Origin of the sequence: Chryseobacterium sp. Leaf201, assembly GCF_001421435.1 — a bacterium.
Lineage (GTDB): Bacteria > Bacteroidota > Bacteroidia > Flavobacteriales > Weeksellaceae > Chryseobacterium.
The window spans coordinates 142,441-154,906 of record NZ_LMKA01000001.1 but is presented as its reverse complement, the minus strand read 5'-3'; the positions used below and the strand labels follow the sequence as shown (position 1 = coordinate 154,906).

Here is a 12,466-nt window from a genome sequence, read left to right as displayed (position 1 = left end):
GTTTTAAAATACATATATTAAAGTTACAATTATGAAATTATTAGAAAATTTGAACTGGCGTTATACCGTTAAAAAGTTCAGTAACCAGAAAGTAAGTAAGGAAAAGATAGATAAAATTGTGGAGGCTATCAATCTATCAGCTTCTTCAGGTGGACTACAACCTTACAGAATATTTGTTATTCAAAATAAGGAACTCCAACAAAAATTAAAAGGAGATTCATTTAATGCCCAAATAGAAGATGCTTCTCATCTTATCGTTTTTGCGTCATATCACAAAATGACTAAAGAATATATTAGTGAATTTATGAATCTGAATGCCAAGGTAAGGGATATTCCGCTTTCCGAATTGGAAGACTACAGAACAGCATTGGAATTCTATCATCTCAATAAAAGTCAAGAGGAAAGTGCTGTGTGGGCATCAAAACAAGCTTATATAGGTCTCGGGACTGCACTGATTGCTGCAGCAGAGTTAAAAGTTGATGCTACTCCAATGGAAGGTTTTGATCCCGAAATCGTAGATAAGGCACTTGGCCTAAACGAAATAAGTTTAAATAGTGTATTATTATTAGGATTGGGCTACAGAGATGTAGAGAATGATTGGAACATTGAATTGAAAAAAGTTCGTCTGCCCATTGACAAATTCTCAACCAGTATAAACTAATTTTTTTATATATTCTGAAACAATCATTTTAAAATCGTAATTATATGTCAAATCAAACATTGCTTGGTAAAATTGCACTCGTTACCGGCGGAACAAAAGGTATTGGTAAAGCTATCGCAGATCAGCTTACTGAGCAGGGAGCTATCGTTATAGTGTCTGCCAGAAATGAACCTGACAAATTACCGAAACAGGAATTCATGGCAAGCGATGTCACCAATGCAGATTCAGTCAATGCTTTAGCAGAAAAGATACTAAGTAAATATGGTAAAATTGATATACTGATCAACAATGCGGGAGGTCTAACTGGACCTGGAGGAGGTTACCAAATTCCAACGGATGAGCAATGGATAGCTGAATTTAATTTTAATTTATTATCAAGCATTCGTGTATACCGAGCTTTTGTTCCAAGTATGGTTGCACAGAGGAGTGGTGTGGTAATTCACGTTACAACGGTATCTGCTTATAAACCATTTTATCAATTCAACCTGACGTATGCTACTGTAAAATCTGCATTAAACACATACAGTAAAGGTCTGGCAAATGAACTAGGGCAGAATGGTATTCGTGTAAATCTGGTATCTCCGGGAATAATCAACACAGAAATGACAGAACTGTTTATTGAAAAAAAAGCTGCAGATAACAAAGTTTCAGTAGAGCAATCAACACAGGAATTTATCGAGTCAGCAGGTGGTATACCAATAGGAAGAATGGCCACAACTAAAGAAGTAGCAAATGTAGTTTCTTTTCTTGTATCAGACGCTGCGAGTTATGTGACAGGTTCTAATTATTATGTTGATGGTGGACTTTTTCCAGTTGTACAGTAGTTATAAGTTGAAGTTAGAAACAGCTTTAAACTAATATATATACTTGTTTTTTTCTTTTTAATATAGGTTACTTTATTACACTAAAAAGGTATCAGATGTAAAAATGAATCTCTTAAATAAAATTATCAACGATATATCATAGTATAAAAAAAAGAAAAAATTCCCAACATTTTTGTTATGAATTTGCTTCCATGATGCTTTAAAAAAGATATTTCGAACAGAATAATAATGACAATAAACCCATCTGCAAGAATTTTTTTTAAACTAAAAAAGGAGCTACAATCGTCGCTCCTTTTTTTGAATTATTATAAAATGTATTTAGTTGCATACTTTAAACAACCACCGTCAGAGATAGTTTAGGTTCCGCTAATGAAACTTGTTGCATTGGAAGCAAGAAATAAAACGATTTGGGCAATTTCATAAGGTTTTCCCAATCTCTTCAATACGGTAAAACTCGCAAAATAATCTATTAATTATTTATTTTGCCAATTCCAAACCATATATCTTCTGTCGGAATAGATCATTGTATTTTCTGTTGTCTTCCCATTGCCGCTATTCCTATTATGTCATTCAGCTGTTTACGGCATAATCCCAAGCCCTAGATAACCTTTAGTACTTTGTTAGACTGCAGACAGTAATTTCTGTATAAGCAAGGTAAGCATTATAGTGATTCTGAAATTTAGAGATGTATATATAAATCTGAGATTTGATAGTAAACCTCTTGTCGAGATAAGATAGGTAATCATTAGTCAAAAACCGTGAAAGTGGTAAGAATTGCGTAGATTGTGTTACGTGCAGTCGTCATGATTTTCGAGATATTTGTTTAAATAAAGATACTTAAAAAATAAATTTATCTAACAATGAAAAAAACAGTTTTAATTACGGGAGCTTCCTCTGGCTTTGGACACCAGACTGCTAAATTATTTCAGAAAGAAGGTTGGAATGTGGTTGCTACCATGCGCTCGCCTGAAAAAGAACAGGAATTGAACCAGCTGCCCAACGTGCTCGTTACCCGCCTAGATGTCGAAGATCAGGAATCCATTACCGAAGCCCTTGAAAAAGCAAATCAGCAATTCGGCAGCATTGATGTTCTTGTCAATAATGCTGGTTACGGCATCATCGGTATTTTTGAATCGTTTACTCATGAAGACTGGCAAAAACAGTACGCTATAAATGTATTTGGAATGGCTGACGTAACGCGCAGCACATTGCCTTACATGCGTAAACAGGGCAGTGGCACCATTATCAACGTAGCTTCATTCGGCGGCCAAGTTGGAATGCCGATAGGATCACTCTACAACAGCAGCAAATTTGCTGTCGAGGGAATTTCAGAGTCACTCTACTACGAACTTGATCCATTAAATATTTTTGTTAAAATCATCGAGCCCGGCAGCGTGCGATCTACAAACTTCAGCAAATCTATGGCGATGGTTAAGAATGAAATATCTGCTTATGATGAGCTTTTATCAACCTTTCCGTTACGCTTAGGAGCTGCGACAGCGAATTTAGCTAAAGCAACTGCAGAAGACATTGCCAGCACTATCTATGAAGCCGCTACCGATGGGCAAAGTCGCCTGCGCTATTCCGTAGGTGCCGATGGCCAATTTTACATCGAAAAGAAACATCAGTTAAGCGAACAGGAGTTTACAGCTTTTATGCACGATATTTTTACGAGGTAATATAGGGGAAATTTAAGTTAGCACAAGTTCAATGATAATCCAAGTGCTGGCCCATCTGCTAACTCAAGCGGCCATTACCAGACAGGGAGCATCCGTTAAAATTAGCGATATCTGAAAGCAATTTTCAAGAGCTGTATACGCAGTCCGCTAATAACGATCTGATAAGACGGCCCGGTTAGGTTTTTGGACTACAATTAAGCAGATGCATTACCTGGCAACTCGAATTATTTAACTAATTTAGATTATGCACGAAACTATTGTAGACATAAATTCGATTAGCCAGCTTCATGAACTGTATGGGGCTGGCAAAGCGAAGCACCCCTTAATTACAGTTATTGATGAGGAGACCAGCAGGATCGATAGGCATAAGGCGGTAGGCTATCGCTTGGGGCTTTATACCATATTTTGCAAAAAATCAAGCGGCGCTTTCAAATACGGCCAGTCCCATTATGATTTTAGCGAAGGATCATTAATGTTTGCCGCGCCCGGTCAGGTCATGTCATCAAGCAATGACCTTTCAAAGGAAAAGGGCTGGGCTTTATTTTTTCATCCAGACCTTGTTAACACCGGTACCTTGGGATCCCAGATAAGGGATTACAGCTTTTTTCATTATGAGATCAATGAGGCACTGCACCTATCAGATGAAGAGCAAGCCACGGTTGTACTTTGCGTAAAAAATATCCGATCGGAATATTTAAAGAATGTTGACAAACATACCAACAGGTTGATCCAGAATAATTTGGAATTATTACTCAGCTATTGCACTAGGTTCTACGACAAGCAGTTTTACACACGCGAAAAGGTATACAATGATGCAATACAAAAGTTTGAAAAATTATTGGGCGCTTATTTTCTGGAAGAAACATTAATCAGTTCAGGGCCACCGTCCGTCACCTATCTAGCTTCAGAAATGAATCTGTCTCCAAATTACCTATCCGATCTTCTACACCGATTCACTGGAAAGACGGCTCTTGAGCATATCCATTTGCAGGTTCTTGATATAGCAAAGTCACTACTATGGGGTTCGAATCAGTCTGTTAGCGAAATTGCGTACAAACTGGGATACGAGCACCCCTCTCATTTTTCAAGATTATTTAAAAGTAAAACAGGCTACTCCCCGAGCGAATATCGACATTTAAACTGACTAGGCTAGATATTAAACTATAACTCCTATCAGATCAGGCATCGCTATTTACTAATTCTTCATATACAGTAATTGTTAAACATACTGCCAATGGACTGGTTAATTTTATTTGTGCATTTTCAAAACCAAGTTTTTCAAATTTTTTTCAAATTATTTAATAAATCCATAATTATACCGGTATGTCAAGCCTATTAGGTAGAAGGAATTACTGTGCTGTGCAAAAAGTTGCTCAAGATTGTATTTGGCGTAGTAAAAAACAGAACAATGTATCAGGATAATATTATTTTAAAAAACACTTACAATGTTTGGTTTTTTACACAGTTTGTGTAATGTACTGCTATATAATTTATTTGTAATCATGTCCCCATTGTTAGTTTTATAAAACTTGTCAGCCAAAGTATATGACCTAATTCTAAACAGGCTTTTTTTGGAAAGGCTTCTTGATGAACTAGCTATAATTAAGCGTTTGATTTGCATAGGTTGCACATAACTTTCAAATTTACGCATTGCGTCAATCTGATTTATATAACTTTCGTACAGTTATTTATGTTACTATGATAAATTTATTATGATCGTTAGGGTGGTGCATAACTGATCGCTTCATTAATAACGCACATCCGGCCAATAGTAGACATGCGTTATTAATTTTACATGATGAGGATTCTATTTTAAAAATTAAATTCCGCCGGATTTAATTAGCTGCGGATTGTAGTTCCTTGATTTTATCTATGCCCTCAGAATCCAGCCATTCATCAAAACTTGTCAATTTCGGCATCCATGATGCGATTAATTCGTAATTGACTGGGTCATAACCTTCTTGGGCAATCATCTCTACTAATTTTGCAAACGTTTCACTCTGCTGATACAGCATTTCGACAGGAACCTGAATAAATTCAATTTTTTGATTCAATTTGTCCTCCAGTAACTTCAAAACTTGTTTCGGAGTAAGCAGTTCTCCCCCAAAATCAATTATTTTTCCATTAAAATCTGTGTAATTCTGAAATATAATACGGGCAAAAGTTCCAATATCTTTTGTAGCCACCCACGATATAGCAGTTTTCTCCGGTAACGGATTGATAAACTTTCCTTCCCCTAATCCAAAACTTGGTAAAATAAGATTTTCCATAAAAGAAGCAGGCCTTATCACGGCACCTTTCAATTGGCTTTCAAGTAGATATTTTTCTATGGTAAATTTAAATTTCGGACGAAACGAATCCTGCTTGTCAGAAGCCATGACTAAAGAATACAACACAAATTGAATATTCTGTTCTTCAGCCAATTTCAAAGTCTGGATTCCCAATGCAGCTTCAGCTTCATCTGTTTCTACATTAGAGACCCATACACCAGGTAAAACCAAATATAGACCATCCACTTTGCTTAATGTTTCTCTTAAAATCTCTACCTCTTCCAAATCCCCTTTTACTAATTGAGCTCCGGCCTCTTTCAATTGCTCTGCTTCCGGAGACAGCGGATTTCTGGTAAGTGCAAATACTTCAAAACCGTTTTGTAATAATTCATACACTGTGGCGCTGCCTTGTTTTCCTGTAGCTCCAGCTACCAATATTTTTTTCATTTATAAAATTCTTTTGAGCAAATTTACTTTCTCCGTTTAGTATATTTGTATTTGATAACCTTTAGGAAAGTATGATGGAAAAGAAGATAAAACCCTGTATAGAAAATGAACAGATACTTAAACAAAGATTTATAGCTTTACGTGACACTTTGGATCTTTTTAGCGTAAAATGGCGTTTTTCTATTTTACTGGAATTACACTATCACGAAAAACTGAGATTTAAAGATTTTTTTGAAGTTTTGAAAGGAATATCGCCTAAAGTTTTAAGTTCTGAACTTTCTTTACTGGAGGTGCATCGATTAATACAAAAGAATATTGAGTACACGCCCACTCAAGATATCACCTATTATGCCTTAACCGAGCACGCTCAGGAAATCTGGACAGTGTTGAACACACTGATTGATTTTGGGTTGTCTAACCGCCAGCAAGTGATAAAATCACTTTATCCGGATAAGGTTGATTGATTTTCTTTTACAATAGGAAGTCTGTAGATTTCTGGCAGGATAATTAATTTTATTGCAATCATGCCAAAGGAGAACACCAGATCTACAAAAAATTCATCTCCTGCAAGATGTATCTTTTTTGTCTTGCTACGAATGAAAAGCCATTTCCTAACTCCAACAAAATCTTGTAAATGTGTAATGATAGCACTTTCCAAATCTTTTTCATAATAAGAATTCTCCCTCTTTAATCCTAGAAATTCCAAAATCATAGGATCTTTGATGATTTCTTTAGCCTCAGAGGGCTGCTTCTCATTTCTTGCCACTGCTTATACACCTTCTTTATTATTACCTATTAAAAGTCGCTCGTATAAACTACTATAAATTTGTCTTTCCAATTGACGGACTGTCCAATTATTCTTTATTGTTTCTGCAATATAGAACTCTATTTTATCCTGATTGTCCAGTCTTATAAGAATTTTATACTAGCTCCAGCTCAAATGCGAATACAGTGTATTCGCATTTGGAAATGTGCGGTAAAACTGACTTAATAATTAGATTCTATTATTTTGATTTGCGCTCGTATTTAGTCTACAAATGTTCACAGACTTTATCAAAAGCTTTTGATAAATTTCATGAAAACAATATTTTATCTTTGCACAAAATTAAAAGCGGAGCACGGAAATAAAATTGATCCGGTTCTGTATGCTGAAAATTAAACAGCTTGCGATAAGCTCAAGACAAAACAGATAAAACAAATGAGATAAATGGCAAAAGGATTCAGGGAAAAAATCAACCAGAAAAATACGGAAAACAGTGGTTTCGGCGAGCATGCTCCGGGACGGTTTATTAATAAAAACGGACTCCCGAATGTTAACCGGAAAGGGGTTAACGTTCTTACACGGTTCAGCTGGTACCACACGATGCTTGAACTTTCGACGTTCAGGTTTCTATCCTATCTGGTTATTGCCTACATTCTTGTTAATATTTTCTTTGCCCTGATCTATTATCTCATCGGTGTGGAACACCTGACCGGGATTGACAAAAGCGATCCGATGAATGAGTTTATTGATGTATTTTTTTTCAGTTCCCAGACTTTTACCACGGTTGGCTACGGCAGGATTGCCCCGGTAGGCTTCATGGCAAGTATGGTGGCTACGTTTGAGGCTTTCCTGGGATTGCTTACCTTTGCCATTGCAACCGGACTTTTCTACGGAAGGTTTTCCAGGCCGAGAGCCTACCTGAAATTTTCGGATATTGCACTGGTGGCTCCTTTTAAGGAACAGGCGGCCTTAATGTTCAGGCTTGCACCTTATAAAAACAATGCATTAACAGATGCCGAGGTAATTGTCTCTGCGGCTATAGAAGTAATGGAAAAAGACATTCCGAAAAGTCATTTTTACACCTTGAAAACCCAACTGAGCAAGATTAACAGTCTGGCACTTAACTGGACGGTTGTGCATATTATAGATGAAGATTCACCGTTTTACGGTTTTGGTGAAGAAGATTTCAGAAATACGGATATTGAGATTATCATCCATGTGCGCGCTTTTGATGAAGTTTTTTCAAACACAGTAGTCCAGAGGTCTTCCTATATTTCCGGCGAAATTATCTACGGTGCTAAATTTGTCCCGATGTATTATCCTGACAGCCGTAACCTCTCCACAGTTCTTGATCTGGATAAAATCAACCACTATCAGAAAGCAGATCTTCCTGCGCTGAAGTAAGAAAGAATAATGATAATGAATGTAGAACTTTACAGAAAACAGGCTTTACAGAAGCAGAAAGAACATAAAAAATTTCTGGACGGGCTGAAAAAGAAGCCGCCTAAGAACCTCGATTATATTGTTCAGGAAACGCATGATGAAGTCTTTGAAAAGGTGGACTGCCTTCAGTGCGCCAACTGCTGCAGAACCACAGGGCCCCTGTATACGGAAAAAGACATTGAAAGGATTGCCAGGCATCTCCGGATGAAACCTGCTGATTTTGAGTCGAAGTTCCTGAGGACGGATGAAGATAATGATAAAGTTTTACAGAACCTTCCCTGCTTTTTTTTAAATGAAGACAATACCTGTTCAATTTATGATGTGCGCCCGAAAGCATGCAGGGAGTACCCTCATACCGACCGGAAAAAGATTTATCAGATCAATGACCTGATGATCAAAAACACCGTTATATGCCCTGCAGCGTATGAATTTGTAGAACGGATGATAAAAAATTCAGAAAAATAACCGCACTGCCAATTAATCTTAAAGAATAATAAACTACGTTAAATAAAGAATCCTGTTATACGATTGAGCGAATTCCCATCGTTTCATGTAAACAAACCATTTAAAAATAATATGAAAAAATTAGTTTTAACCGCAGCATTTACCCTAATCGGATTAGGTGCAGCATCAGCCCAGACAACAACACCGCAAAGTACGAGCAGCCAGGCTGCGCCGGCAAAACAGAACACCCAGGCCAACTCCGGTTCCGGGGTTACGACCGCAACAGAAGTTCCGGGAAAGGAAGCATCGGCAGCTACGGTAGCGGATACCTCCAAATTGACCACCGCTGTAGATGATACTGCAGTAACGGCATCACCGGATCAGAATGCAGACGCTACAAAACCTAAAGACAAGACTGTAAAAAGTAAATCTAAGAGTAAGAAATCGAAGTAGTTATAAATATTCAAAGTAGAATGAAGTCCTGAAATATCTTATTTCAGGATTTTTTGTGGTAACTTATAATGTAAATTTTCTTAAAAATTTATAAATCACGTTAAAAAGAATTTTTAGGCATACCACTTTGTACGATAATTGTATTTAACATAATACACCAAAATATCAGTATTATGAAAAATTTAATTTTAACAGCAGCATTTGTATTAGGCGGTATGATTACAGCCACTGCACAGACGACGAGAACCGATACGTCAACTTCAGGTTCAACAACCAACAGTTCAAACCAGGGGACCAGAAACAGCAACGGAACGCTGAATAATGGTAACCTCAACAATGGAACCAACGGGACGATGAATAATGGAACTAACGGAACCAATGGGACTACAGGAACAATGAACAATGGGACGCTGAATAATGGTACCAGAACCAACGGGACTACCGGAACCATGAACAACGGAACATTGAACAGTGGAGATACTGGTACCCTGAATAACGGATCAACTAACGGTACAACAGGAACAATGAACCAGAGCAGCGATTGGGACAGATCGAAAAATGACACGACACGTTCGACGGACAGAGACACCAGAAAAACGAAGAAAAAAACAAGATAGAATATAAATGATACCAATCCTGAAATTAATTTCAGGATTTTTTATTTTCAAATTTACTGCCAATAAAAAAAGCGTTGAATATTCAACGCTTTCTCCTTTCACTTTTTACTTTTTTCCCATTTATATTCCCGGGAACAGGGTTATATCAAAAAAGGCCGGGATTCCCCAACCTTTATTTATGTTTTATACGACTCCCTGAGCTAACATGGCTTCTGCAACTTTTACGAATCCGGCGATATTGGCGCCTTTTACGTAGTTTACATAACCATCTTCCTCTTTTCCGTAGTCTCTGCATGCTTTGTGGATCCCGATCATGATTTCTTTCAGCCTTGCATCCACTTCTTCAGAAGTCCAGTTCAGACGGATGGAGTTTTGCGTCATTTCCAATCCTGAGGTGGCAACACCGCCGGCGTTGGAAGCTTTCCCCGGAGAGAATAATACTTTGTTATCCAGGAAATAATTGATCGCGTCTAATGTTGAAGGCATATTGGCTGCCTCAGTTACACAAAGACATCCGTTTTCTACCAGTAATTTGGCATCTTCAAGATCCAGTTCATTCTGGGTAGCAGAAGGGATGGCTACATCACATTTTACTTCCCAAGGGCGTTTCCCTGCATAAAATACTGCAGAAGGATATTTTTTAGCATAATCCTCCGCTCTGTTGTTTCCTGAAGATCTCAGTTCAAGTAAGTAATCGATTTTTTCTCCGTCGATACCGTCTTTATCATAGATATAGCCGTCCGGTCCGGAAATCGTTACTACTTTTCCTCCAAGTTCAGATATTTTTTTGATCACACCCCAGGCCACGTTTCCGAAACCTGATACTGTTACTGTCTTATCTTTGAAAGTCTGCCCGATAGTCTTAAGCATCTGCTCAGCGAAATATACCACTCCGTAACCTGTAGCTTCAGGACGGATCAGTGAACCTCCATAAGCAAGGCCTTTCCCGGTAAGAACGCCCGTAAATTCATTTCTGATTTTCTTGTACTGGCCGAATAAATAGCCGATCTCTCTTGCTCCTACACCGATGTCTCCCGCAGGAACGTCAGTCTCCGGACCGATGTGCTTGCAGAGCTCCGTCATGAAAGCCTGGCAGAAACGCATTACTTCCATATCAGATTTCCCCTGTGGATCAAAGTCTGAACCTCCTTTTCCGCCTCCCATCGGAAGTGTGGTTAAGGAATTTTTAAATACCTGTTCAAAAGCAAGGAACTTCAGTACCGAAAGGTTCACGGTAGGATGGAAACGGATTCCCCCTTTGTAAGGTCCGATGGCAGAGTTCATCTGAATTCTGAAACCTCTGTTTACCTGGATCTCGCCTTTATCATCAACCCATGGAACTCTGAAGATGATGATTCTTTCAGCTTCCGCCATTCTTTCAAGAAGTTTCATTCCCGTATATTCCTTTTTCGTCATAATAAACGGAATTACGGTAACAGCAACTTCTTTTACGGCTTGTAAAAACTCGGGCTCATTAGGGTTTTTGGCCTCAATTTTTGCTATAAATTCTTGGATTTTCTGGTCAATATTATATTGTTCCATATATTAGGGTTGAATATTATTGTCAACAAATTTAATTTTTTTTTCAAGATTCACAACACCTTAATTGATGATTGTTTAAAGTTTAATAAAATAAATACTTAATATTATTAAATCAATAATTTACCCGTTAATATTATTAAAAAGTAAATATTATCTGTAAAACAATGCAATATTAAGAAATCATTAATTGTCATATGGCTATAAATTGCCTCCCCGAAAGTGATTTTACTTTCCCTAAAAGTTCCAATTCTAAAATTACCGGTAAAATTTTATGGGAAGAGAGACTGATTTTCTCAATCATATCATCCAGGGAAATCTTGGGATGGTCTGAAATAACAGATAATATTAATTTCTGGATCTCAGTTAACTGGACCATCACTTCGCTTTTGGGAAACAGGTCTCCGGTTTTCGCTTCAGCTTTATTAAATCCAAGGTTATCTACAAGATCTTTAACGGTAGAAATTGCCGCGGCCTTATTCTGATAAATCAGATGGTTGCACCCCTGGCTCTGTTTGTCGGTGATCTTTCCCGGAAGTGCAAAAACTTCCCGGTTATACTGGTTGGCAAATGTGGCGGTACTGATTGATCCGCCCCCGAATGCAGTTTCCACAACAATGGTGGAAGGTGAAATCCCGGCAACAATCCTGTTTCTCTGAATAAAGTTTTCCCGATCCGGTTTCCGGGACGAATTGAACTCAGTCAGTAAGGCACCACCTTCCTGCAGGATCTTTTCAGACAGCTTCCTGTTTTTTGCAGGATATAACAGGTGAAAGCCGTGAGCCAGCACTGCGACAGTAGGGATACTTCGCAGGATAGACTGCTCATGAACCTCTTTATCAACACCTAAAGCCAGGCCGCTCACTGAACTGTAACGGCAGGATTGTGTTTCTTCAAAAAAATCCTGAATAAAATGGCTTCCGTAAGAAGTCATGTTCCGGGTACCGACAATACTCACTTTTTCTTTACGGTCATCCAAATTCCCTTTCTGGTAGAGAATCGCCGGGGCATCATCGCATTCGTTTAAAAGCTGCGGAAGCCCGTTAAGGTGCCTGAGATTAATTTTGATGCTGTTCTGTTCACAGAATTTAAGTTCTTCTTCGGCGAATTTCAGATGTTCGGGATTTCCGATATCGGCAATCATTTTCTTCCCGAAACCATCGAGTTTTTTATATTCGTTCTTTGTCTGTTCCCAGGCCTGTCTGGCACCCCCGAAAGTACGGACCAGTTTGTAAAAATTAATATCACCGATAAAGGCGCATTGGCGTAAAGCAATGGCATAAAGATGTTCTTCAGAGTACATTTGTGCTGTTTTCACAAATGTAG

General features: G+C 38.1%; 15 protein-coding genes. 9 read left to right on the top strand and 6 right to left on the bottom strand.

Features of this window, described 5'->3' with window-relative positions; all coding sequences use genetic code 11:
* Window positions 1-31 precede the first annotated feature (31 nt).
* Both ASE55_RS00795 and ASE55_RS00790 read left to right on the top strand, forming a co-directional pair.
* Window positions 32-661, top strand: a complete 630-nt coding sequence (locus ASE55_RS00795; RefSeq protein ID WP_056214168.1) for an NAD(P)H-dependent oxidoreductase — start codon at window positions 32-34, stop codon at window positions 659-661.
* Between the two features lie 44 nt (window positions 662-705).
* A complete protein-coding gene (locus tag ASE55_RS00790) occupies window positions 706-1,485 on the top strand; it encodes an oxidoreductase (RefSeq protein ID WP_056214166.1) in 780 nt (259 codons plus the stop codon).
* A gap of 356 nt (window positions 1,486-1,841) precedes the next feature.
* Here the strand turns inward: ASE55_RS00790 and ASE55_RS20815 are convergent, their stop codons facing one another.
* Window positions 1,842-1,955, bottom strand: coding sequence for an SDR family oxidoreductase (locus ASE55_RS20815; protein ID WP_128414470.1), 114 nt, complete (start codon window positions 1,953-1,955; stop codon window positions 1,842-1,844).
* 390 nt (window positions 1,956-2,345) lie between these two features.
* Here ASE55_RS20815 and ASE55_RS00785 point away from each other — a divergent pair, with 390 nt between their 5' ends.
* Together ASE55_RS00785 and ASE55_RS00780 are read left to right on the top strand one after the other, a co-directional pair.
* Window positions 2,346-3,164, top strand: coding sequence for an SDR family oxidoreductase (locus ASE55_RS00785; protein WP_056214163.1), 819 nt, complete (start codon window positions 2,346-2,348; stop codon window positions 3,162-3,164).
* 244 nt (window positions 3,165-3,408) lie between these two features.
* Window positions 3,409-4,308 (top strand): helix-turn-helix domain-containing protein, encoded by a 900-nt coding sequence (locus ASE55_RS00780; protein WP_056214160.1) that lies wholly within the window; start codon window positions 3,409-3,411, stop codon window positions 4,306-4,308.
* 691 nt (window positions 4,309-4,999) lie between these two features.
* Here ASE55_RS00780 and ASE55_RS00775 read toward each other — a convergent pair.
* A complete protein-coding gene (locus ASE55_RS00775; protein WP_056214158.1) occupies window positions 5,000-5,881 on the bottom strand; it encodes an NmrA family NAD(P)-binding protein in 882 nt (293 codons plus the stop codon).
* A gap of 71 nt (window positions 5,882-5,952) precedes the next feature.
* Here ASE55_RS00775 and ASE55_RS00770 point away from each other — a divergent pair, with 71 nt between their 5' ends.
* Window positions 5,953-6,345, top strand: a complete 393-nt coding sequence (locus ASE55_RS00770) for a winged helix-turn-helix transcriptional regulator (protein WP_056214156.1) — start codon at window positions 5,953-5,955, stop codon at window positions 6,343-6,345.
* Here the strand turns inward: ASE55_RS00770 and ASE55_RS20580 are convergent.
* Both ASE55_RS20580 and ASE55_RS20575 read right to left on the bottom strand, forming a co-directional pair.
* Complete coding sequence (locus ASE55_RS20580; RefSeq protein WP_238584962.1) at window positions 6,324-6,647, bottom strand: PDDEXK nuclease domain-containing protein; 324 nt, start codon at window positions 6,645-6,647, stop codon at window positions 6,324-6,326. The genes ASE55_RS00770 and ASE55_RS20580 overlap by 22 nt on opposite strands.
* A 3-nt stretch (window positions 6,648-6,650) precedes the next feature.
* Window positions 6,651-6,794, bottom strand: a complete 144-nt coding sequence (locus ASE55_RS20575; protein WP_317041541.1) for a DUF1016 N-terminal domain-containing protein — start codon at window positions 6,792-6,794, stop codon at window positions 6,651-6,653.
* Window positions 6,795-7,088: 294 nt separating this feature from the next.
* Between ASE55_RS20575 and ASE55_RS00760 the strand changes: the two genes are divergently transcribed.
* The 4 genes from ASE55_RS00760 to ASE55_RS00745 all read left to right on the top strand — a co-directional run bounded on the left by ASE55_RS00760 (window position 7,089) and on the right by ASE55_RS00745 (window position 9,601).
* Window positions 7,089-8,048 (top strand): ion channel, encoded by a 960-nt coding sequence (locus ASE55_RS00760; RefSeq protein ID WP_056214153.1) that lies wholly within the window; start codon window positions 7,089-7,091, stop codon window positions 8,046-8,048.
* 15 nt (window positions 8,049-8,063) lie between these two features.
* Window positions 8,064-8,552, top strand: a complete 489-nt coding sequence (locus ASE55_RS00755) for a YkgJ family cysteine cluster protein (protein WP_056214150.1) — start codon at window positions 8,064-8,066, stop codon at window positions 8,550-8,552.
* A 111-nt stretch (window positions 8,553-8,663) separates the two neighbouring features.
* Window positions 8,664-8,984 (top strand): hypothetical protein, encoded by a 321-nt coding sequence (locus ASE55_RS00750; RefSeq protein WP_056214147.1) that lies wholly within the window; start codon window positions 8,664-8,666, stop codon window positions 8,982-8,984.
* 173 nt (window positions 8,985-9,157) lie between these two features.
* Window positions 9,158-9,601: a hypothetical protein gene (locus ASE55_RS00745; protein WP_056214144.1), complete on the top strand. Its 444-nt coding sequence runs from the start codon at window positions 9,158-9,160 to the stop codon at window positions 9,599-9,601.
* A gap of 183 nt (window positions 9,602-9,784) precedes the next feature.
* Here the strand turns inward: ASE55_RS00745 and gdhA are convergent, their stop codons facing one another.
* Window positions 9,785-11,143 (bottom strand): NADP-specific glutamate dehydrogenase, encoded by a 1,359-nt coding sequence (gdhA, locus tag ASE55_RS00735; protein ID WP_056214137.1) that lies wholly within the window; start codon window positions 11,141-11,143, stop codon window positions 9,785-9,787.
* A 190-nt stretch (window positions 11,144-11,333) separates the two neighbouring features.
* Window positions 11,334-12,443 (bottom strand): DNA-processing protein DprA, encoded by a 1,110-nt coding sequence (dprA, locus tag ASE55_RS00730; RefSeq protein ID WP_056214134.1) that lies wholly within the window; start codon window positions 12,441-12,443, stop codon window positions 11,334-11,336.
* Window positions 12,444-12,466 lie beyond the last annotated feature (23 nt).